The organism is Rhizobium cauense, assembly GCF_019511525.1.
Lineage (GTDB): Bacteria > Pseudomonadota > Alphaproteobacteria > Rhizobiales > Rhizobiaceae > Rhizobium > Rhizobium cauense.
This window is the reverse complement of sequence record NZ_JAEUAT010000002.1, coordinates 61728-83637: the sequence shown is the minus strand read 5'-3', so window position 1 is coordinate 83637 and position 21910 is coordinate 61728. Positions and strand designations below refer to the sequence as shown.

At 61.4% G+C, this 21910-nt stretch carries 16 protein-coding genes; 2 read left to right on the top strand and 14 right to left on the bottom strand.

Annotated features, from left to right (window positions below):
- Positions 1-37: 37 nt before the first annotated feature.
- Positions 38-2356, top strand: a complete 2319-nt coding sequence (locus tag JNB88_RS03535) for a PAS domain-containing sensor histidine kinase (RefSeq protein WP_220354326.1) — start codon at positions 38-40, stop codon at positions 2354-2356.
- On the opposite strand, the gene JNB88_RS03530 is transcribed toward JNB88_RS03535, so the two are convergent.
- The 4 genes from JNB88_RS03530 to JNB88_RS03515 all read right to left on the bottom strand — a co-directional run bounded on the left by JNB88_RS03530 (position 2353) and on the right by JNB88_RS03515 (position 9228).
- On the bottom strand, positions 2353-5310 hold the full coding sequence (locus JNB88_RS03530; RefSeq protein WP_220354325.1) for a bifunctional [glutamine synthetase] adenylyltransferase/[glutamine synthetase]-adenylyl-L-tyrosine phosphorylase: 2958 nt from the start codon (positions 5308-5310) through the stop codon (positions 2353-2355). The two genes, JNB88_RS03535 and JNB88_RS03530, sit on opposite strands and share 4 nt — an antisense overlap.
- 137 nt (positions 5311-5447) lie before the next feature.
- Positions 5448-6851, bottom strand: a complete 1404-nt coding sequence (locus tag JNB88_RS03525) for a sensor histidine kinase (RefSeq protein WP_220354324.1) — start codon at positions 6849-6851, stop codon at positions 5448-5450.
- On the bottom strand, positions 6848-7525 hold the full coding sequence (locus JNB88_RS03520; RefSeq protein WP_220354683.1) for a response regulator transcription factor: 678 nt from the start codon (positions 7523-7525) through the stop codon (positions 6848-6850). Before JNB88_RS03520 ends, JNB88_RS03525 begins: the two co-directional genes overlap by 4 nt.
- Before the next feature lie 146 nt (positions 7526-7671).
- Positions 7672-9228 carry a Do family serine endopeptidase gene (locus JNB88_RS03515; RefSeq protein WP_037134475.1) on the bottom strand — a complete coding sequence of 519 codons (1557 nt, stop codon included), beginning with the start codon at positions 9226-9228 and terminating at the stop codon, positions 7672-7674.
- Between the two features lie 219 nt (positions 9229-9447).
- Between JNB88_RS03515 and JNB88_RS03510 the strand changes: the two genes are divergently transcribed.
- A complete protein-coding gene (locus JNB88_RS03510; RefSeq protein WP_220354323.1) occupies positions 9448-10626 on the top strand; it encodes an MFS transporter in 1179 nt (392 codons plus the stop codon).
- Between the two features lie 2 nt (positions 10627-10628).
- On the opposite strand, the gene JNB88_RS03505 is transcribed toward JNB88_RS03510, so the two are convergent.
- The 10 genes from JNB88_RS03505 to JNB88_RS03460 form a co-directional block, all read right to left on the bottom strand.
- Positions 10629-11084, bottom strand: a complete 456-nt coding sequence (locus tag JNB88_RS03505; RefSeq protein ID WP_220354322.1) for a cytochrome c-type biogenesis protein — start codon at positions 11082-11084, stop codon at positions 10629-10631.
- Positions 11081-13069 (bottom strand): heme lyase CcmF/NrfE family subunit, encoded by a 1989-nt coding sequence (locus tag JNB88_RS03500; protein WP_220354321.1) that lies wholly within the window; start codon positions 13067-13069, stop codon positions 11081-11083. The genes JNB88_RS03505 and JNB88_RS03500 overlap by 4 nt, the downstream gene beginning before the upstream one ends.
- Positions 13066-13518, bottom strand: a complete 453-nt coding sequence (gene ccmE, locus JNB88_RS03495; protein WP_037134471.1) for a cytochrome c maturation protein CcmE — start codon at positions 13516-13518, stop codon at positions 13066-13068. Before ccmE ends, JNB88_RS03500 begins: the two co-directional genes overlap by 4 nt.
- Positions 13515-14648, bottom strand: a complete 1134-nt coding sequence (gene ccmI / locus JNB88_RS03490) for a c-type cytochrome biogenesis protein CcmI (protein WP_220354320.1) — start codon at positions 14646-14648, stop codon at positions 13515-13517. Before ccmI ends, ccmE begins: the two co-directional genes overlap by 4 nt.
- 111 nt (positions 14649-14759) lie before the next feature.
- Positions 14760-15185 (bottom strand): membrane protein, encoded by a 426-nt coding sequence (locus tag JNB88_RS03485; RefSeq protein ID WP_037134470.1) that lies wholly within the window; start codon positions 15183-15185, stop codon positions 14760-14762.
- Positions 15186-15300: 115 nt separating this feature from the next.
- Positions 15301-16704 (bottom strand): sensor histidine kinase, encoded by a 1404-nt coding sequence (locus tag JNB88_RS03480; RefSeq protein ID WP_220354319.1) that lies wholly within the window; start codon positions 16702-16704, stop codon positions 15301-15303.
- Positions 16694-17365, bottom strand: coding sequence for a response regulator transcription factor (locus tag JNB88_RS03475; RefSeq protein ID WP_018860060.1), 672 nt, complete (start codon positions 17363-17365; stop codon positions 16694-16696). The genes JNB88_RS03480 and JNB88_RS03475 overlap by 11 nt, the downstream gene beginning before the upstream one ends.
- Before the next feature lie 53 nt (positions 17366-17418).
- Positions 17419-17667, bottom strand: a complete 249-nt coding sequence (locus JNB88_RS03470) for a hypothetical protein (RefSeq protein WP_037134467.1) — start codon at positions 17665-17667, stop codon at positions 17419-17421.
- Positions 17668-17828: 161 nt separating this feature from the next.
- Positions 17829-18044: a hypothetical protein gene (locus tag JNB88_RS03465; RefSeq protein WP_220354318.1), complete on the bottom strand. Its 216-nt coding sequence runs from the start codon at positions 18042-18044 to the stop codon at positions 17829-17831.
- 27 nt (positions 18045-18071) lie between these two features.
- Positions 18072-21908: a baseplate multidomain protein megatron gene (locus JNB88_RS03460; protein WP_220354317.1), complete on the bottom strand. Its 3837-nt coding sequence runs from the start codon at positions 21906-21908 to the stop codon at positions 18072-18074.
- Between the last annotated feature and the right edge of the window lie 2 nt (positions 21909-21910).

Here is a 21910-nt window from a genome sequence, read left to right as displayed (position 1 = left end):
GGCGCTGCGAATCACACGAGGGATCAGGGCTGAAAAGATGATGAACGTGCGGCGGGCAACCGCAGCCGATGGGCGGCTGCGTGTCGATTTCGACAGCCTCCTGGCTTGGCGCGATGGCTTTTCAGCCAGGCGGCCGGCCGTTTCATCATCGTCGTCGCGCAGCCTCTCCCAAGTCGAGATCATCCTGAAGCGCGTTATTCCTATACTGATCGTGGCCTTCCTTACGGTTGTGGCCGCATCGCATTTTTTCGGCATGGTTTCCGAGTATGGCAGGACAGAAGCAGCCGCCCGCCACTCCACCGCGCTGGCCGCCGCGACCGCCGCTGCGGCCTTCGCCGATGCCAATCAAATATTCGAAACCGCTGACGTCGCGCAGGCGCAGGCTCGTCTGGCACGCTTCCTCCCGCAGGATCGCCTTGACGATGATGCCTTCGTGCTGCTCGTGCAGCCGAGCGGCCAAGTGTTTGCTGCAACAGCCGCCGGCTCAGCCTATCTCGGCGCCGGCGTTGGTGACTTTTTCTCCGAGATCTCGGCGGTGCGCCGCTTCGGCGATCGTGCCGGTGTCATCGAAACGACGATCAGCGGCCGTCCTCACTACGCGGAGATTACCCTGATCGGCGGTTCCGGAGGATATGTCATCGCCGCGACGTCTCTGGAACGGATAAGCAAGCTCTGGCGAGATGAAGTCACGCTCAACGTGACGCTCTTCGCAGGCATCTCCTCGATCCTGCTCGTCATTCTCTATGCCTACTACATGCAGGTGAAGCGTGCTCGCGAAGCCGATGACATCTTCGTAGAGTCCAACCTTCGCGTCGAGACGGCACTGTCTCGGGGCCGCTGCGGGCTTTGGGACTTCGATTTCGAGAGGCGCGAATTCTACTGGTCGCGTTCCATGTACGAAATGCTCGGGCTTCCCGGCTCGGACCGGACGATGTGCTTCAGTGATGCGGCCCGCCTGATGCACCCGGATGACGGCGGCGTCTATGAAATCGCCCGGTCGATTGCCCGCGGCGATGCCGGTCAGGTCGATCAGATCTTCCGTATGCGCCATGCCGGCGGCCACTATGTGTGGATGCGCGCTCGCGCCCAGGTGATCCGCACCAATTCCGGCCGCGTCCACATGATCGGCATTGCGATGGATGTGACCGAGCAGCATCGTCTCGCCCAGCGCTATGCCGAGGCCGACCAGCGGCTGGCAGACGCCATCGAGTGCACATCGGAAGCTTTCGTGCTCTGGGACAAGAACGACCGTCTGGTGATGTGCAACGCGCACTTCCAGCAGGCCTATGGACTTCCCGACAGCGTCCTGGTTCCCGGCACCGAGCGCAGCGTCGTCAATGCCGCCGCAGCACGCCCGGTGATCGAGCGCCGCATCGCCGACGCGGATGGCTCCGGCTATTCTCGCACGACCGAGGTGCAGCTTGCCGACGAGCGCTGGCTGCAGATCAACGAGCGCCGTACGCGCGACGGCGGCATGGTCTCGGTCGGCACCGATATTACGCTTCTGAAGCGCAACCAGGAGCGTCTGCGCGATTCCGAACGTCGACTCATGGCGACGATCGGGGATCTGTCTGCATCGCGCCAAACTCTGGAAAGCCAGAAGTCGGCGCTCTCTGTCGCCAACTCCAACTATCTTGTCGAGAAGGAGCGCGCCGAAGCCGCCAACCAGGCCAAGAGCGAGTTCCTGGCAAACATGTCCCACGAGCTTCGGACGCCGCTCAACGCTATCCTCGGGTTCTCGGAGATCCTGCAGGATCAGATGTTTGGCCCGCTTGGGTCGTCGAAGTACAACGAATATGCGCGCGACATCCATGATAGCGGCAAGCATCTGCTGAATGTTATCAGTGACATCCTCGACATGTCGAAGATCGAAGCAGGCCACATGATGCTGGAGTGTGAGACCATGGATCTCGCCCCGCTCATCGAGGAGAGCCTGCGCTTTACCGCCATTCCGGCAGCACAGAAGAATATCGTCGTCGAGCAGCGTATTTGCGATGGCATGAGGCTGACTGCCGATCGCCGCGCCATGAAACAGATCCTGCTCAACCTGCTGTCCAACGCGGTGAAGTTTACCAACGAAGGCGGCCGCATCGCCGTTCGCACGCGTCGCACTAACAACGGCGTCATGCTGACCATCGCAGACACCGGCATCGGCATCCCACGCGCGGCACTCGGCAAGATCGGCCAGCCCTTCGAGCAGGTGCAAAACCAATACGCCAAGAGCAAGGGAGGCTCCGGCCTTGGTCTCGCCATCTCGCGGTCTCTGACGACCCTTCACGGCGGCAAAATGAAGATCCGCTCGCGCGAGGCGATTGGCACCATCATTTCACTGCACATCCCGAACGACGGCCGCTAGGCTTTGACCACGGTCTGGAAAATCTTCCTGACCGCTTTCGAAAGTCGTTTGATCTCTCCCTCAAGCGTCTTGATGTCAGGGCAATCGCCTGCCCGGGCGACAACCTCGATCAGTCCGGCCGGAGCCTCCTTGGGGTCGAACAGCCCGTCGATGCAGAGCCGGATGAGCTGCGAAATGTCGGTATAGAGCGAGAGTGCCGCAAGGCAGAGTTCCATGTCATCGCGGTCCATCATCTCCGCACCCAGCAGCTTCAACTGCCCCGCCGTGTTGAAGTCGTCCCCCTCAACGGCGATTCCTTTCGCGGATGCCACCAACCGAAGATACTGCGCGATGAATTCGATATCGATCAGGCCGCCAGGAATTAGCTTCAAGTCCCAGATGCTGGCCGGAGGCTTTTCCTGCTCGATCAGGGTCCGCATCTCGGCCACGTCCTTGGCGATTTTCTCTGCATCGGTCTTGGCGAGAAGCACGTCGGCAATGATCCGCTCGGCCTCCCTGATCAGTTCTCGGTCACCACAGACAAGACGAGCACGCGTCAGCGCCATGTGCTCCCAGGTCCAGGCCTCGTCCCGCTGATATTTTTCGAAGGACTTGATGCGGGTCGCCACCGGCCCCTTGTTGCCCGATGGCCTGAGGCGCATGTCGACCTCATAGAGTACGCCCTCCGCGGTCGGAGCCGAGAGCGCCGAGATCAGCCGCTGTGTAACCCGGGTGAAATAGCGCGTCGCGTCGAGAGGCTTGGAACCTGAGGATTCGGCGGCTTCATCATCGTGGTCGTAGAGCAGGATGATGTCGATATCGGAGCCAGCTGTGAGTTCGAAGCTCCCGAGCTTGCCCATGCCGACAACTGCCACGCGGCCGCCCGGAAAATCGCCATGTGCGGCCCTGATCTCGTTCATGACGGCATCGAGCGCCGCTTCGAGAACGAGATCGGCCAAATGCGTGAAGGCGCGGCCCGCCATGGCGCCTCGGATAGCGCCGGTCAAAAGCCGGATACCGATGAGAAAACGCTGCTCGTCGGCGAAGATGCGCAACCGATCCAGCACCTCCTCATAGTACCGCGCGGGAGCGAGAAAGCCACGAATACGCTGCGAGAGATAGGCGCGCGTCGGCAATTCGGCCATCAGGCCTGGATCGAGCATGCCGTCGAAAACGTGTGGTTTCGCGGCAATGACCTCAGCCAGCTTCGGGGCCGAGGACATGATGTTGACGATGAGCGACAGGAGTGCCGGGTTACTGCCGAGGAGTGAAAACAGCTGGATGCCCGCCGGGAGACCCGAGAGAAAGCTGTCGAAGCGCAGGATCGCCTCGTCCGCGCGGTTACTCTCGCCGAACACGCGCAGCAGTTCCGGCGTCAACTCGGTCAAACGCTCGCGCGCCTCCACGGACTGGGTCGCCTTGTAGCGGCCGTAGTGCCAGGTGCGGATAACGCGCGAGATATCGGATGGCCGTTCGAAGCCCAGCTTGCGCAGCGTGTTCAGCGTGTCGGGATCATCGCCCTGGCCTGTGAAAACCAGATTTCCCGTTTCCGTCGAGAGCTTGGTTTCCTGTTCGAAAAGGCGGGCGTAACGTCGCTCCACTGTCCTGAAGACCTCGACGAGACGCGTGGAAAAACTGGGCGTATCCTCGAACCCCATCATGAAGGCAATCCGCTTCAGATCGGTTTCGGTCTCAGGTAAAAGATGGGTCTGCTCGTCGCGGACCATCTGAATTCGATGCTCGACGTCACGCAGGAACCAGTAGGCCTCTGTCAGTTCGTCCCGCGTCTCCTCGTCGATCCAGTTCGCCCTTGTCAATTCCGCCAGCGTCTCTTCGGTGCCGCGGCAACGGAGCGCCGGCATCCGGCCACCGGCGATCAGCTGTTGGGTCTGCGCGAAGAACTCGATCTCGCGGATGCCGCCGCGGCCGAGCTTGACATTGTGTCCCTTCACGGCGATCGCTCCATGCCCCTTGTGTGCATGGATCTGCCGCTTGATGGAATGGATATCGGCGATGGCCGCGTAATCGAGATACTTGCGGAAGACGAATGGAACCAGTCCGCGCAGGAACTGTTGGCCAGCCTGGATATCACCCGCGACGGCACGCGCCTTGATGAAGGCGGCCCTCTCCCAGTTCTGCCCCCTTCCCTCATAGTAGATCATCGCGGCATCGACGGGGATCGCAAGTGGTGTCGATCCCGGATCTGGTCGCAGGCGCAAGTCGGTTCGGAAGACGTATCCATCCGCCGTCCGCTCCTGCATGATCCGCACAAGCCGCCGCATCAACCGCGGAAAGATTTCAATGGCATCGTCTGGGTCCGCCACAATCCCAGCCTGCTCGTCGAAGAAGACGACCAGGTCGATATCGGAGGAGTAGTTGAGCTCCGAGGCGCCGAGCTTTCCCATGCCAAGAACGATCAACCCGGAGCCGTCGCTCGGAGCAGCAACGTCCTTCAGCGTCACCTTGCGCCCATCGTTGGCGGCAAGAAGGAGGTGATCCATCGCTGCGCTGACAGAGGCTTCTGCCAGTCGGCTCAACCAGGCCGTCGTCGCGCGACCGTCGAATACCCGGGCGAGATCTGCCAGCGCGAGAAGAAACGCGACCTTGCGCTTGATAATGCGCAGGCGGCTCATGACTTCGGCCTCGCTCGGCACTTCGCCACCTGCCATGGGCTTCCAGCAGGCTCGTGCATCGGCGATCAACGCCTCGATATGAGGCTCAAGCGGTTCCGAAATTGCGGTTGCAAGGATTGCCGTATCGATATTGGCAATGTCGCGTAGATAGGGGGATAGGGTCAGCGCGGCCGTGACGAAATCGCGAAGCGCGCCATCCGCCTTGAGCATTTCCGCCACCGCAGGCTCGCTCTTGCCAATCTTCTGAAGATCCGTCTGGGCAAGCTTCAGCTCGCTCTTGTTCAGCGGCTTCAACACTCCCCCGGCTACATCAACAAGGCTATGCCTCGAACTCGTCAGCATGCACCCTCCCTGGCGAACATTACCGAAAACCGCCGGGGAGAATCATAGCAACTTCCGGCAATTACGATCTAAGGTAGGGCCTGTGGCGGCGATGGCCAACACCGAATGCGATTGGCGGTCGGAGTGCTCCTGAGGCGCTACTTCACCGGAAAGATCATACTGACCGTAAGGCCTCGCTTTTCCTGATTTTGCGGATCGGTGTCAGACAGCTCGAGCTTCCCGCCGTGCAATTCCATCACCGCCTCGACCAGAGAGAGGCCAAGACCGGTGCCGGGTTTGGAGCGGCTTTCATCCAGTCGCACGAAACGCTTCAGCACATCCTCCCGCTTCTCAGCCGGGATGCCGGACCCGCGGTCAGCCACGGAAAGGCAAATACCATCCGCACGGCGGAGAAGCTTCAACGTGATATCGCCGTGGCCCTCCACGTCCGAGGAGTATTTGATGGCATTGTCGATCAGATTGAATATCGCCTGGCCGATGAGTTCACGGTTGCCCTGCACTTCGATATCGGGCTCGATCGAAGACGTCAGCGTCAACCCGGCCTCGTCGGCAACGGGCTCATAGAGTTCCGCGCTGTCTGCCACGATGGCGGACAGATCGACTGGTGACATTTCGGCGGCAACCGATCCCGCTTCGACGCGCGAAATCATCAGCAGTGCATTGAACGTGCGGATCAGTTGGTCGGACTCGGAGATGATCCCTTCGAGGGCAGTGCGCCGCACCTCACCATCGGTGGTCTCCAGGGCGTCAGCGGCCTTGTTGCGCAACCGCGTCAGCGGCGTCTTCAGGTCGTGCGCAATGTTGTCGGAAACCTGCCGCAAGCCCTCGTTGAGCTTTTCAATCCGGCCGAGCATCGTATTGAGCGAGACCGAGAGGCGATCGAACTCATCGCCGGAGCCGCCGACCGGAAGACGTTGCGAGAGATCACCCGCCATGATCTTCTTGCTGGCGTCGGACATGCGGTCGATCCGCTTCAGGGCATTCCGGCCGATTCCGAACCAGATGATGATGGCCCCGAGCCCCATGATCGCCAGCGCGATCATCAGCGCTTGCCGGACCAGCCCGCGGAATGCTTCTGGCTCCCCGAGATCGCGGCCGATCAGCAAGCGCAGCCCGTTATCCAGCACAAAGATGTTGGCAACGGCCATATGGCGGCGACCGACGCCGCTTTCGGCGTAGCGCTGATATGTGAAGGGCAAGGACGTCCACCCCTCCTCGTCAAGCACACCGGGCTGCACCGATGCGACGTTACCCGCGAGGATATCGCCCGACGGACCCGCAATGATGTAGAGATTTGCACCCGGTTGCCGCGCGCGGCGCTCCATCGTTCGCAGAAGAAGGTTCATGCCGCCAGTATCATAGGCGCGCTGAACCTGATCCACCTCCTGCTGAACAGCTTCCCGAATCTGGTTGGTCAGAAGCCGTTCTGACATCGCCGTGACATAGAAGACCAGCGTCGCGGCACATATGGCGAAGAGCAGGATGTATAGTGCCGATAGGCGGACTGCCGTGGACTTGAAGAGAAACCAGAAGCGGTTCATCCCTCGTCCTTGATCATATACCCCGCTCCGCGAATGGTCTTGAGAAGCGGCTGGCTGAAGTCCTTCTCAATCTTCGACCGCAGCCGGGAAACGTGTACGTCGATGACATTGGTCTGCGGATCGAAATGGTAATCCCAGACGTTCTCGAGCAGCATTGTCCGCGTCACGACCTGACCGGCGTTCTTCATCAAATACTCAAGGAGACGGAATTCGCGAGGCTGCAGCGGTATTTCCTTGCCGCCGCGACGGACCTCATGCGCAAGCCTGTCGAGCTCGAGGTCGCCCACGCGATAGACAACGTCCTGGTCCGGCGTGCCCTTGCGACGGCCGAGTACTTCGACACGGGCAAGGAGTTCGCTGAATGCGTAGGGCTTCGGCAGATAGTCGTCGCCGCCGGCTCTAAGTCCCGTAACACGGTCATCTACCTGGCCGAGGGCGGAGAGAATGAGAACGGGCGTGTGGATGCCCTTGCGGCGCAATTCGCTGATGACGGAGAGACCGTCGCGGCGCGGCAACATACGATCGATGACGATTACGTCGTAGGTGTTTTCCGAGCCCATGAAGAGCCCGCTTTCGCCATCGCTTGCGTGATCGGCCACGATGCCCGCCTCACGAAACGCCTTTGTGAGGTAGGCCGCTGCTTCGAGGTCGTCTTCGATGATGAGAATCTTCATTCGGCCGACATTACCCACGCCTTGCGTTTCGGCAAGGCTCAAAGCTTCTTCGTGCTGCACAGAGGTCATTGCGATCACCTACGGATATTGGCGAAAAGGAAGCCGCGCCCAGATGACGCGGCTCCCACTCTGTCGGGGTCGGAGTGTTAACCCTGGCTGTTGATCGGAAGGGCGACGAAGCGGCTGCCGTCCTTCGACTGGATCTGGAACAGCGCGCGGGTGCGGCCATCCTTCTTCGCCTGGTTCAGAACCTTCACGACATCATCGGCATTCGAGACTTCCTGATTGTTGACCGAGGTGATCTTCTCGCCTTCCTTGATGCCCTTGTCGGCTGCATCGGAGTCCGGGTCGATACCGGTGATCTGCAGTCCCTTGCCGTCGTCGGACGGACCAACCGTCAAGCCCAGATCAGCAAGCGCCTTCTCCGAGGCAGGAGCCTGTTCGGGTGCCTGATCACCATCGTCAAGGGCTGCATCCTTCTGTTCAGCAGGCAGCGTTCCGAGTTCGACCGTCAGAGACTGAGCCTTGCCGGCACGCCAGACAGAAAGCTCAACCTTCTTGCCCGGCGTCATGGCGCCGATGCGGCGGCTCAGATCGCGGGCATCCTTGACCGTTTCGCCATTGACAGCGGTGACGACATCGCCAGCCTTCATGCCGGCCTTCTCACCCGGCGTGCCCGCCTGAGCGGAGACAACCAGCGCACCGCTCGCCTCGGAAAGGCCAAGCGAGTCAGCAATGTCCTTGGTGACCGGCTGGATCTGGACACCGAGGTAGCCACGGGACACCTGGCCATCCTTCATGAGGTCGGCAACGACATCCTTGGCCGTAGACGCCGGGATGGCAAACGCAATACCCACACTGCCACCGGACGGAGAGAAGATCGCGGTGTTGATACCGACGACTTCGCCATTGAGATTGAAGGTCGGACCACCGGAGTTGCCGCGGTTCACGGCCGCGTCAACCTGCAGGTAATCGTCGTACGGACCAGAGCCGATGTCGCGACCACGGGCCGAGACGATACCGGCCGTTACCGTACCACCAAGACCGAACGGGTTACCGACTGCAACAACCCAGTCACCGACGCGAACGTTATTGTCATCCGCCCAGTTGACATAGGTGAACTTGCGGCCCTTGCCGTCGACCTTGAGAACAGCGAGGTCCGTGCGCGGATCCTTGCCGATCAGCTTGGCATCAAGTTCGGTGCCGTCGTTCATGACCGCAACGAATGCCGCACCATCGGAAACGACGTGGTTGTTGGTGACGATGTAGCCATCATCGGAAATGAAGAAGCCAGAGCCCTGGGCAACCGGACGCAGACGACCCTTGCCATCCTGCGGGCCATGGTGTGGAGGACCACGGCGACCCTGCGGACCCTGCTCACCGAACTGGCGGAAGAAAGGCTTCAGGGCATCCGGCAGATCGTCGAAGCCACGACCATTGAAATCGAACGAGAAGCCACTGGCATCATCGTCGGATACCGGCTTGACGCGATTTTCGACACGCACCGACACAACTGCCGGCGAAACGGCATCTACGACGTTCGCGAAGCTCGGAACGGACGGAGCCTGAACCTTCACGGCTTCGGCATAGGAACGGGTGATTTCGAGGGGAATACCAGTCGCAAGAACCGCAGCGGCAAGACCCGCGACGGTCGAAGCCTTCAGCGCGGTATTGAGCGACGGAGCCTTGATATTCTTGAACATGAGTGGGACCTTCTTTGACGTCTACATCGATAAGATCGGTAGTGACCGGATCGGCTGATGAAGACACATATAGGTCGGCACACCTTACTGCGAACTGTCCGAGCGATGAAAAATTCGTAATGTGCGATAAGACAGCGCTGCAATCTCTTGGACCAACCTCTCGACTAACGCAGTAGAAGTCGATAAGCGTCCTCCCTACAACCGGAGGGGGATGAGACGATGACCCATGTGGTCACGGGAGAGGACTTTGCGCCTGATACTGCAGCGCTCGCCGCCGTCATCTTCGGTGTTACCGCCTTCGCGGTTGCGCAGGGGCTGACCTACCCGCTGATTTCTCTCGTCCTCGAGCATCGAAATGTTTCGCCTAGCCTCATCGGCTTCAACGCCGGGTGCTTTGCAGCGGGCCTGGCCGTAGCAACGTTTGCGGTCACGTGGCTGTCGCGAAAGGTGCGCGGCGACCGCTTGATCGTTGCGGGCCTCATCGGCTGTGCTGCTAGCCTTGCCACCTTTGCGACATTCGACAGCTTCTGGGTCTGGTGCATCGCGCGGTTCTGCCTCGGCTTCTTCGTGAGCCTCATCTTCATGCTCAGCGAGGCCTGGCTCAACACGGCCTGCCCTGATCGCCTGCGCGGTCGCGTCTCGGGGCTCTACGGCGCCGGCATGTGCGGCGGCTTTGCCGCTGGGCCGCTCGCGATTCCGATCTTCGGCACGGAGCAAGGCTTCGCCTTCGCCCTGCTCGCCGTCTACGTCGCCTGCGTCGCGTTCCTGACGGTGATCCTAACCAGGAGGGCACGGACGCTTCCAGAACAGGCCGCATCGGGAGCGCTCTTCCAGTTTATCAGAAACGCGCCGATTCTGATCTGCATGGTGGTCGCGTTTGCGTTCGCCGATATTGCCGCCATTTCGGCCATGCCGGTCTATTTCGTGAGGCTCGGCTATTCCGAGGCCTTCGCTGCCGTGAGCGTTACCGTGCTTGCGCTACCGACGGCGCTCGCGCAGCCCGTCGTCGGCTGGCTTCTCGACAAGACCTCACGCTTCGGTGTCGCCATCTGCTCCGGGCTCCTTGCCGGATTGAGTTTCATCGCGATCCCGTTCCTTCAGTCGCAGGCGGCAATTCTCGTAATGTTCGGCATCATGGGCGCAGCGAGTTTTTCGCTCTACACCTGCGCGTTGACGATCCTTGGGGAGCGCTATGCCGGAGACACCCTTGTTGCCGGAAGTGCTGCCTTCGCCCTTGCCTATGCCGTCGGCAGCGCAGCTGGATCATCCTCGGTTGGAGCGGTGATGGACGCGTATTCGCCATCCACGGGACCAATCGCGGCGGGCAGCGTGGTGCTGGCATTCACGGCAACGCTCGTCGCGTCCGTCGTCCGAGGCCGTCTCAGCAGACAGCGCTAGACCTACTCGTCGAGCAATTGGCTCAATCGGGCCTGTTCGTCGGCGGTCAGCTTGGCACCTGTCGGTCGGCCTGCCCTTTTCCGCGCGAAGCCGATCAATGAAAGCCCCCCTGCAATAACAAGCAGGAGCGGCGCGCCCCACAGCAGCAGCGTCTTCGTTTCAAAGCGCGGCTTCAAGAGCACGAACTCGCCATATCGCGACACGATGTAGTTCATGACCTGCTCATCCGTGTCGCCATCCGTCAGCCGCTCACGCACCAGCAAGCGCAGGTCCTTCGCAAGCTCGGCATTGGAATCGTCGATGGACTGGTTCTGGCAGACCATGCAGCGCAATTCAGCGGAGATCGCGCGGGCGCGCGCCTCGAGTTTCGGATCAGCAAGAACTTCGTCCGGATTGACGGCAAACGCAGGCGCGGAAGACAGAACCACAGCCAGAATGAGGATGAACCGCCGGATCATTCCGCCGGCTCCATCGCCGGGCGCGCCGGCTTTGCTCTTCGGCTCGGAGCGCCGACACGCAGCCGCCGGTCGCTCAGCGAGACGAACCCGCCGATCGCCATGATCACCGCGCCGCCCCATATGCAGAGGATGAAGGGTTTCCACCAGATACGAACGACCATCCCACCGTCATCCGTCGGATCCCCGAGCGACATGTAGAGTTGGCTCAGGCCAAAGGTCAGAATGCCAGCTTCGGTCGTCGGCATCTGGCGCGCCGTGTAGATCCGCTTCGACGACCATACATCTGCCACTTCGACGCCGCCGCGACCAATGCTGAAGTGGCCGCGCTCCTCAGTATAGTTCGGGCCGGTCGCCGGCTTTATGCCGTCAAAGCGCACGGAATAGCCTCCGGCCTCGACAGTCTGCCCAGGCTTCATCTCGACCACGTGCTCGGTTTCAAAGGTGGTCACCGCGACTATGCCGAGGATGGCCACGCCCAGCCCCGCATGGGCAAGCGCCGTTCCGAAAGCCGAACGCGGCAAGCCGACGAGACGCTTCCAGGCGACAGAAGCCGCAACCTTGCCGACTCCAGCGCGATACCAGAGATCAGCCATCGCGCCGAAAACCAGGAACAGACCCGCAGCAAGCCCAACTACAGCGAGCACCGGTCCCCCGTGTTCCACGTAGAAAAACACGACTGCAGCGACAAAGGCCAGGATCGCCACCAGATAGAGCCGCTGGAAAACAGCAAGCAGGTCGCCGCGCTTCCACGCAAGCAGAGGCCCAAAGGGAACGATCACCAGCAACGGTGCCATCAGCAGGCCGAACGTCAAATTGAAGAACGGCGCACCGACCGAGATCTTGTCGCCGGTCAACGTCTCCAGCAGCAGCGGATAGAGCGTCCCTGTCAGCACCGTCCCGCAGGCTACGGTCAGGATCAGGTTGTTCAGGACGAGCGCCCCTTCGCGCGAGATCGGAGCAAACAGACCTCCGGCCGACAGGCGCGGCGCGCGGAACGCAAACAGCGACAGCGCTCCGCCAATGAAAACAAGCAGAATGCACAGGATGAAGATGCCGCGCGAGGGATCGCTGGCAAAGGCATGAACGGAGGTCAGCACACCTGATCGCACGAGGAAGGTGCCCATGAGCGACAGCGAGAACGTCAGGATGGCGAGCAGCACCGTCCAGATCTTCAGCGCCTCGCGCTTCTCCATGACAAGCGCTGAATGGAGCAGTGCGGTACCGGCCAGCCACGGCATGAACGACGCGTTCTCGACCGGGTCCCAGAACCACCAGCCGCCCCAGCCGAGCTCGTAGTATGCCCAGTAGGAACCCATGGCGATGCCGAGCGTCAGAAAGGTCCAGGCAGCCAGCGTCCAGGGCCGCACCCAACGTGCCCAGGCTGCGTCGATGCGGCCTTCAAGCAGGGCGGCCACGGCAAAGGAGAAACAGACGGAGAAGCCGACATAGCCGAGATAGAGCAGTGGCGGATGGATCGCGAGGCCAACGTCCTGCAGAACGGGATTGAGGTCCTTGCCTTCCGCCGGGGCCGGGTCCAAACGCATGAACGGGTTGGACGTCAGGAGGATGAACAGAATGAAGGCGACCGAGATCCAGGCCTGTACGGCAAGCACGTTTGCCCGGAGCGTGTCCGGCAAATTACGCCCGAAGGCCGCGACCAGAGCGCTGAACAACACCAGGATCAGCAGCCAGAGCAGCATCGAGCCTTCGTGATTGCCCCACACGCCGGAGAACTTGAAGAGCAGTGGCACCAGTGAATGCGAATTCTCCCAGACGTTCTTTACCGAGAAGTCAGATACGACGTGGGCATAGGTCAACGCCGCAAACGAGAAGGCCACCAGCAGGAACGTCACCAGGGAGCCGACGGAAGCCACGTCCATCATCGCGCGGTCGAGGCGCCTTGCGCCGATCACCGGAACGACCGAGATGATAAGCGCCGTCGCCAGCGCGAGAACGAGGGCGTAGTGACCGATCTCGACGATCATTGCACTGCCTCCCCTTCCTTCCAGAGACCCTGCGCCTTCAGCTTGTCGGCCACTTCCTTCGGCATGTATTTCTCGTCGTGCTTGGCAAGCACCGTATCGGCGGTGAAGACGTCACTGCCCGTCTCGAAGCGGCCTTCGGTCACGACACCCTGCCCCTCCCGGAAGAGGTCGGGAAGGATACCGGTATACCTTACTCTGACCAGATCGCCGGTCGCGTCTGTCACGGCAAACTGCACGGTCGAGCCGGCACCGCGCACAATGCTTCCCTCGCCGACCAGACCGCCAAGGCGGATCCGGGTTCCGGGCGGCACCGGGTTCTTCACGACATCCGCCGGCATATAGAAATAGGCCACGGATTGGCTGAAGGCGAACATGACGAGCAGTACGGCGGCAATGATGAAGCCCATCCCGCCACCAATGATTGCCAAGCGTTTCTGCTTGCGCGTCATTCCGTCATTCCTTCTGTCGCGATGTCGAGCTCTCGTGCCAATGCCAGCAGTTGCTTGCCCTGCTCGCTGCTCGCAGGGAACGTCGCCAGTCCACGTTTCAGAGCTTCAGCCGCACGATCCTTATCCTTCAATACGACATAAGAACGAACGAGCCGCAACCAGCCTTCGAGGTTGTTCGGGTCTTCGGAGAGCCGGGCGTCGAGGCTTTCCACCATGCCCTGGATCATCTGCTGTCGGTCGCCTGTGGTCATGCTGTCTGCGGCCGCGACGTCTGCCTGTGTCGGATTGCCCGGTGCCTGACCGGCACCGCTTGGTAATGCACCGCCATTCTTCGCGATATGCTCGGTGACAAGTGGCATCCAGGGCGCGTCGGCAGGGGATTCGCTGGCAAGCGCTTCGAAGGCCGCCTTGGCGTTTGCCGTTTGCCCGGCCTGCTCCATGCCAAGTGCAATGTAGAAGCGGGCCTTCGGATTGTCAGGCTCTAGCCGAAGCGACTCCTCCAGCGCCTGGCGCGCATTTTCGGTGACGACGCCGCCGGACATCGCCATCAACGTCTCAGCGAGACCATCAAGCCTTGCCGAGGTTGGGCCCAGCAGACGGATCGCATGGCGATAGGCCGTTTCGGCTTCGGCAACCCGCATCGTGCTGAAGTATATCGGTGCCAGCACATCCCAGCCCTTGCCGTCGTCCGGGTTCTGGGCCAGATGCCGCTCGGCCTTGGCGACCAGTATGGCCATGTCGTTGCCGGGGTTTTCCAGGCGGGCCTCTAGCGGCTGCGACGGCAAGTCCGGCCGCCCAACCAGCATGTAAAGACAGAGCCCCATGATCGGCAGGAGCAACAGCACGAACGCCTCAGAAAGACGATGATGCTTTGAGGTCTTGCGATCGACCATTGGCGCGGCCGAGACGGAAATGAGACGCCGGCCAATTTCGGCACGCGCATATTCAGCTTCCTCGGGCGATATCAGCCCGCCTGCGAGGTCACGATCAAGTTCGCGCAGCTGATCGCGATACACCGCGACCTCGCCGGCATGCGTATCGTCCGCCACTCTCGCGCCTCGCAAAAGCGGATAAAGCAGAACAGCGGCGACACCCGCCGTAAGAACGGCCACAAGAATCCAGAAAAGCATAATCGCCAAATACTCGAAGCGGACATCTATTCCAACACGCAAAGCCGCAATGACGATTAATTGAGGCGTTTGGCCGCTCCCAAGCGCCTCATCCTACCTCGTGGAAACCGATTAGCCGAGCGGCGACCAGCTTCCGTTGTCGTTTCGGCAGGCTGAACCGCGCGCCACCGTTTCCTTGCCGTCGATTGTTACACTATGGGTATACTGGCGGCAATTCTGCGAACCGACCTGATAAGGGGCGGAGGCTACAACTCTGCCGCTGACGTTTCGCCCGCTCCAGACGACGGGTTGCCCGACAGCAGCCCCTTCGAGAGCGCGATACTCTGCTTCAAGGGCACGCTGGCGGTCGCTACTGCCGAGTTCCACACCGCTGCGACCGATAATGCCGCCTTGTAGCGCCGTGATGTAACCTGCCGAAGCCGACGGTTTCCTCGAGAATATGCCGCTTGAACTGCCGCTTTTTGTCGATTGGCACCCCGAAAGCGTCATGGCGACGAGAAGCGAGGAAACAATCATGCCTTGCGAACGTAGCATCATTCAGTCGAACCAGAATCAGTGTCAATCAAGCCGTCACACGTACACCGCGCCGTGTCGGCAATAAGGCAATGCATGCTATGCAATCGCCTATGTCTTTGTGACATCAAGCAGTTGCTCACGCAACATCCTTTGTGATGCCGGGCAGAATAAGACGCGCCTTCAGGCCCTTCCACTCACCGCGGGATAATTCGAGCCGTCCCTGATATTCGTTGGAGATCTCCGTAACGATCGAAAGCCCAAGGCCTGTACCGGGTTTGCTTTCATCCAGACGCTTGCCGCGCTTCAGCGCTTCGCGGATCTGATCCGGCTCGAGCCCCGGTCCATCGTCCTCAACGACAAGCTCGATCCAATGGCGACGGCCGCTGCCTTCCACACCTTTGATGTCCTCCGGCGCTTCCTTGACAGAAAGCCTAACCTTGGCCGCTGCGAAACGGGCGGCATTCTCGAGGAGGTTGCCGACCACCTCTTCGAGGTCCTGCTGCTCCATCGCAACGGCAAGATGGGGCGGCGTCACATCGAGTTCGAACTCCTTGTCGACGTTCAAGCGGCGCATGACGCGCACCAGCCGCTCCAGCGCCGGCTCGGCATCGGTGCGGGCAAGCACTGATTCGCGCTGCGCGGCGATACGGGCCCGGTTCAGATAGGACTGCACTTGCCCCTGCATCGCCTCTGCCTGACTGCGTACGAGATCGCCGTGTGAGCGTTCCAAAACGCGCGCCTCGTTGAGCAGCACGGCAATCGGCGTCTTCAGCGAATGAGCCAGGTTGCCGACCTGCATGCGCGCCCGTTCCACGATGCGGCGGTTGCTGTCGATCAGCGCGTTGACCTCGTTGGCGAGCGGCAGGATTTCCCGAGGAAACTCGCCCTTCAACTGCTCGCTCTCGCCGGCGCGAATGCGCTCCAGCGCCGCACGCGCCTTGTCGAGCGGCTTGAGGCCGTAGAGAATCGCCAGCGCGTTAACGATCAGACTGCCTACGCCGAAACCGGCAAGAGCCAGGTAGAGGCTGTGGGAGAAATTGCGAACGTCGTCTTCGACCACATCGACGTTGCCGGTCACGCGGAAGCGGGCAGCGCGGCCATCAGTATCGAGCACGACCTCCGTCTCGGCAACCTGGATACGGTTCCCCGAGGCATCCGTTACCTGGTAGTAGCGCTCGTAGTTCTTGTCGAAGGGCGCTTCAAGAACCGAAGGAACGGGAATCGAGACCGAGCCTAGCGAGGGCGATACCAGCGGCGGGGCGGTGTAGGTGCCGAGTGGCTCGACCACCCAGTACCATCCCGTTTTCGGCTGCGCGAAGCGCAGATCGCCGAGCTGCGGGCTGCCGCTGAGCGCTCCCTGATCACCGATCGTCACGGAGTTGATGACGTTGTAGAGCTGGGCCCGCAACAGGTCCTGAAACCCCCGCTCCGCGCTTTTCCGGTACAGAGTCGAGATAAGAAGACCGATGACAACAAGCGCGACGGTCGACCAGATCGTGGTCAGCAGCAAAACGCGTGCGGTAAGTGACTTAATTCGCATTGTTCGGCGCTTGGATGCGGTAGCCGAGCCCGCGCACCGTTTCGATCAGATCAACGCCCATCTTCTTACGAAGGCGGCCCACGAAAACCTCGATCGTGTTGGAATCGCGGTCGAAATCCTGATCGTACATATGTTCGACCAGCTCGGTGCGCGAAACCACTTCCCCCATGTGGTGCATCAGATAGGACAGCAGCCGGTATTCATGCGACGTCAGCTTCAGCGCCACGCCATTGACCGTCGCCTTGGAACTCTTGGTATCGAGCCGCACCGGCCCACAGATGATCTCGGACGAGGAATGCCCCGCCGCGCGGCGGATCAAGGCGCGGATGCGGGCCAGCACTTCCTCGACATGGAAAGGCTTGGTGACATAATCGTCGGCGCCGGCATCGATACCGGCAACCTTGTCGCTCCAGCGGTCGCGTGCCGTCAGGATCAGCACCGGCATGCCGCGACCCGCGCCGCGCCACTTCTCGAGGACCGTCACGCCATCCAGTTCCGGCAGGCCGATATCGAGGATGATCGCGTCGTAGGGCTCGGTATCCCCGAGGAAGTGCCCTTCCTCGCCATCAAACGCCTGGTCCACGACGTAACCAGCTTCCTTGAGGGTATCGCTGAGCTGCCGGTTCAGGTTGACATCGTCTTCGACTACCAGAATGCGCATCGGTCCGCTTTACTCCGCTTGATATCTTCGGCGTCTAGATAGGCCGATTCTGCCTACATCGGAACCTTGACGGTTACCTTGCGGGGGCGCTGGCCGTTCCCCTGGACGAGGACGGTGATGATGCAGCTATCGCCCAAAGGCTGCACGGACAGGAGCTGACCTCCCGTCTTTTCCACAACCTCCCGCGCTGCCTCGCTGCAATCGCCTGCAACGCGCACTGTCAGGGTACGCGAATTATCCGGTGAGGGCGACGTTATCGCAAGCCCTGCGGCTAGCGCTGCGACGCTCAAGGGAGAGGCCATGTGCAATGCTTTCAATGGATACCAACTTGGCCCAGACTATGTACTCAAGCGACCTGAATGGCAAATGAATGCCTTGTAATCCCTGATGTTTGGAACAATTCGAATTCGCGCCAGGCGTGTTCAAAAATGGACGGCGAACTGGTTCGCTCGCCGCACCGGCCTCAGCTGGCGGACTTGATGGCCGCCCTCGCGGTTACCCGCCCATAGACAGCCAAAAGACCGCCAAGCGCGCCTGATATGTTCACGATCGAATCCACCAACTGGCTCTTGTCGGCCGCGCCAAGATCAATACCGGTAAAATGCAACACTGACGCGACGACCGATATAACCGCGCCCCAAATGGTTTTCGAACTGTACCAATTCTTGAGATCGAGCATTTTCTCTCCTTCCAAGGGAAACCTAACCTACAACAAACAAATCGCATGGGCCGGAATCCCGAGCGGGACGCGTTCGCCCAGTTGCCGGATTCGTACGCTCAGGCTCTCCTGCCGTTGCCCGAAGTCGGCGAGTTCGTCGGCCGACGCATAGATCCATTCCGCCCCTTCGACCTCGCTTGTCCTGAATACCGCATCGCCGTCCAGAATTTCGACACGATAGCGCTCGAACGGCTCATCCAGGGGAATGTCGGCAGAGAGCCAACTGTCGGCATCGTCTCGCCCGCGCCTGATCCACGTGACTTTCACATCGTCGCCAGTACGCTTGCACCTGATGTGGACGGGTGCGAGCGGGGTCTCCGCCCGCAGTCCGCCTTCGAAGGTCAAAGGACCCACCTTGCTTAGCGATGCGGCTGTTTCGGCAATCCAGTTGAGCCGTAGTCCCATTTCGTCGCGCCCGAGGCCGAGCGGCTTGACTGCTTCGTCGAGCAGCACGACGGCCGAACCAACCGCCGCTCCCGAAAGCATCGCATCCTCGGTACCCGCGAGCGCCCGCAGCAGACCCTGCAGCCTCCAGCGCCCGCTCGCTATCTCCTCCGCCTCGCGAAACGCCACGACTTCCCAGGCACCGTTGACCGACAAGACCGCCAACAGATTGGCACCATTCATAACGGATGTGGCCGGTGCCGAAGCGAGACCGCCGAACGGAAGAGCCAGTTCGAGTGGCTGCGACCAATCGAAACGGCCAATGACCCCGGCAGCCAGCCCACTCGTCAATGTACCGATCCGAGCGGGGCGATCGAGGAGCACCCTGCCCTTGTACCCCTCCGTCGTGGCAGACGACGACAATCCAATCCTTGTCCACGGTCTTGCAAAGGCAGCGCCACGGGCGAAGCTCGAGGGATCGCTGCCATCGAATCTTGGCAGATCCATCAGGTGAACGACGGGTGCAAACAGGTTCGAACCGCCGTCGCTGCTCGGCTTTTCACCACCGACCGTCCCTGCAATAGCTCCGCCAGACGAGGCGAACTCGCGCGCATCCACCCGGCGAGCGTCCCCATCTTCGACACGGGTGATCAGGAACCGCCCCGGTGGTCCTCCGGGCAGCGTAACGACATCGCCAGTCTGGATACGCATCTTATTGGGTGGCAGCGAGAAGCGGATGGACCGCCGCGCAATGCGATTGTCGCGCAGCAGTGCCTCGGCGGCGGCAAGCGCCGTCTCCTCCGGCAGGACGGCTGTGAGATCCTGCCGGATGACCCGGCTCGTCGATTGGGCCACACGATGGGAACGGGCACTCGCCTGCTCATAGTCGAGGTCGGGGTTGTAGAAGCTCAGCAAGGCTTCGGCAGCAAAATCGCTGTCATGACCACGCGTCTCCTGCCACAGCGGCTCTTCTTCGCGATCGACAAGAATGTCAACCGGCAGCGCCAGCAGGCTTGCACGCATGCGGGACCGGAAGCGCAGCCGCCCCGCATCCTCGAGCACATCGATCTGAAACGCTTCCAGGAGCGGCTCGATCAGGCTGCGCGCGGATGCAATGTCCCCCTGCACATATCCCAACAGATCGCCACTGACCTCCGACACGTCGAAATCGCTAAAGCCGTGATCCCGCAGCAGAGCAGCCACCACCTCAGCCAGTGTGCCACTGCCGAGCCTGCCGTTGAGCCAATGTCCGACGCGCCAGTTGGTGCCATCGCTCCATGTCGAGGTATTCTGCGGAAAGGCCGGAAATGGCCGCGCGTCCCACGACCAGACAAAAAGGTGCGCCGGGTCGACCATTCCGGCTGGAGGACCACCGCTGCCCCACCATGCAAGATGGGCCTCGAGGAAGCGCCGCTGCATAGTGTCGGCGCGGGTTCGGTTGGAAAAATAAGGAGCGGCAGTTTCCGCCGACTTCGGATCGGCAAAGACATTCGGCTGGTTGGCGCCCTTGTCGATGGCGCCGCAGCCGAGTTCGGTGAACCACACAGGCTTGCTGTACGGAAGCCACGATGTCGGCGTCGGGTTTTCCACGCCGCCGATACGCTCGTGATGGGAATTGGTCCACCAGCCCGCGATATCCTTGTAGCGGAAGACCCAGGGCTTTCCGGCAAGCCCACCCGAAATCGGGCTACGCTGCCTCGTCCGGCGAGCCGCATCGCTCTCATAATACCAATCGAAACCCTCGCCCGCCGTGATCGCAGCGGTCATCGCTTGGAGGTCGTCGGCAGTCCGGAAACCATCAGGGCTGGCGTTCGCGAGATCGTCATCCCGCCAGTCCGCCAGCGGCATGTAGTTATCGATGCCGACAGCATCGATCGCCGGCGACGACCAGAGCGGATCAAGGTTGAAATAGACATCGCCGCTGCCATCCTGCGGATGGTAGCCGAAGTATTCGCTCCAATCGGCTCCATAGGTCAGTCTCGTCCCCGGCAGGAGCGCCTTCACATCCGAAGCGAGAGCCGCCAGCGCCGCGACGAATGGAAACCCATTGGCGGCATCGCGCACCTGGGTCAGCCCGCGCAACTCCGATCCGACAATGAACCCGTCCACACCACCCGCCGCTTTTGCCAGTTGCGCGTAGTGCAGGATGAAACGGCGATAGCTGTTCTCGCCGCCGGCATAGGTGACACGCTGCCCGTGGATGGAAAAGTCGGTTGCCTGCGCCGCCCCTGTGAACGCGGACAGTTGGCTTGTTGCCTCCCCGGCCCTATCCACGGTTCCAGGCTGCCCTATCGCTGGGTGGCAGGTGATCCGCCCGCGCCAGGGATAGGCAGACTGACTTGATGCCCCATAAGGATCCGGCAGGCCATTGCCGGCCGGAATATCCATCATCACGAAGGGGTAGAGGTAGACGGCAAGCCCGCGAGCCTTGAGATCGGCAATCGCCGAGACAACACTCGCATCATCAGGCGTGCCGCCATAGGCGGGACCACCACCGCTCCGGCTGACCAGATGGGCCGTGTCGCGCGAATAGCCGGAAACCGACCACGGGCTGCTTTCGTCGCGCGCCAATATTTCCACCCCCGGCACGATCCGGCATTCGCCCGCGCGCAGATCGGTCCCGAACCAAGAGACGACCAGCGCGACGCGCTCCAGGTTTGGGCAGAGCGCCGTCAACTCGTCGATCGAAACGTCCCAGTCGGTCAGCCCTTGCAGGCTGTTGCGGTTCAGAAGCCGCGCGCTCCCAGCGCCGGTGCTTTCGGAGACCGCGACCGCGCGATAGCCGTGCTCGGTCGAGCCCGGAATGATGCAGACAGCCCTGATCTCACTCGCGAGCGCGCCGATCGGGCGAACCACCTCGAACTGCAGCAGCGGAATGCGATTGCCGTAAGCATCCAATGGCAATCGCTCGAAGACCACATAGGCAAGCCCGCGATAGGCCGGTGCCATGCCAGCTCCCTGCTTGGCCTCGATCAACGGATCGGGTTGCTGGTTGCGATCGCCGGGATAGAACCGCATCTCGACGCGCGTCAGGTCGAGTTCCTTGCCATCAGCCCAGACGCGACGGACGCGGGCAACAGGTCCCTCGCAAAGCCCAATCGCCAGATTGGCAAAATAGCGGAAGGTCTCGACCCGCTGTCCGCTTGAGGACTTTCCGCCGGTGCGCTCGCTCGTCACCTGCTCCTCGAAGCGTGTCGCCCAGATCAGCGTCCCGCCCACCCGGGCCGTTCCGTAAACCCTGTTGATCGCCGCCCCTTCGTCCGCACCCGGAATCCGCGCCGTGGAGAGGTGCGCACCGCGAACGGTCGAGCCGCGCGAAAGCAAGGCATGATCGACGACGCTTCCGGCGAGCGCACCGGCTGCGCGGCCGATGATGGCGCCAACCGGGCCGAAGACACTGCCGAGGGCTGCGCCGGCCGCTTGAAAGAGAAGTGTTGCCATGA

What these genes read in the sequence shown, in the direction of transcription:
- JNB88_RS03535 (WP_220354326.1), top strand. Translation starts at nt 38, where the DNA reads ATGATGAACGTGCGGCGGGCAACCGCAGCCGATGGGCGGCTGCGTGTC.
- JNB88_RS03530 (WP_220354325.1), bottom strand. Translation starts at nt 5,310, where the DNA reads ATGCTGACGAGTTCGAGGCATAGCCTTGTTGATGTAGCCGGGGGAGTG.
- JNB88_RS03525 (WP_220354324.1), bottom strand. Translation starts at nt 6,851, where the DNA reads ATGAACCGCTTCTGGTTTCTCTTCAAGTCCACGGCAGTCCGCCTATCG.
- JNB88_RS03520 (WP_220354683.1), bottom strand. Translation starts at nt 7,525, where the DNA reads ATGAAGATTCTCATCATCGAAGACGACCTCGAAGCAGCGGCCTACCTC.
- JNB88_RS03515 (WP_037134475.1), bottom strand. Translation starts at nt 9,228, where the DNA reads ATGTTCAAGAATATCAAGGCTCCGTCGCTCAATACCGCGCTGAAGGCT.
- JNB88_RS03510 (WP_220354323.1), top strand. Translation starts at nt 9,448, where the DNA reads ATGACCCATGTGGTCACGGGAGAGGACTTTGCGCCTGATACTGCAGCG.
- JNB88_RS03505 (WP_220354322.1), bottom strand. Translation starts at nt 11,084, where the DNA reads ATGATCCGGCGGTTCATCCTCATTCTGGCTGTGGTTCTGTCTTCCGCG.
- JNB88_RS03500 (WP_220354321.1), bottom strand. Translation starts at nt 13,069, where the DNA reads ATGATCGTCGAGATCGGTCACTACGCCCTCGTTCTCGCGCTGGCGACG.
- ccmE (WP_037134471.1), bottom strand. Translation starts at nt 13,518, where the DNA reads ATGACGCGCAAGCAGAAACGCTTGGCAATCATTGGTGGCGGGATGGGC.
- ccmI (WP_220354320.1), bottom strand. Translation starts at nt 14,648, where the DNA reads ATGCTTTTCTGGATTCTTGTGGCCGTTCTTACGGCGGGTGTCGCCGCT.
- JNB88_RS03485 (WP_037134470.1), bottom strand. Translation starts at nt 15,185, where the DNA reads ATGATGCTACGTTCGCAAGGCATGATTGTTTCCTCGCTTCTCGTCGCC.
- JNB88_RS03480 (WP_220354319.1), bottom strand. Translation starts at nt 16,704, where the DNA reads ATGCGAATTAAGTCACTTACCGCACGCGTTTTGCTGCTGACCACGATC.
- JNB88_RS03475 (WP_018860060.1), bottom strand. Translation starts at nt 17,365, where the DNA reads ATGCGCATTCTGGTAGTCGAAGACGATGTCAACCTGAACCGGCAGCTC.
- JNB88_RS03470 (WP_037134467.1), bottom strand. Translation starts at nt 17,667, where the DNA reads ATGGCCTCTCCCTTGAGCGTCGCAGCGCTAGCCGCAGGGCTTGCGATA.
- JNB88_RS03465 (WP_220354318.1), bottom strand. Translation starts at nt 18,044, where the DNA reads ATGCTCGATCTCAAGAATTGGTACAGTTCGAAAACCATTTGGGGCGCG.
- JNB88_RS03460 (WP_220354317.1), bottom strand. Translation starts at nt 21,908, where the DNA reads ATGGCAACACTTCTCTTTCAAGCGGCCGGCGCAGCCCTCGGCAGTGTC.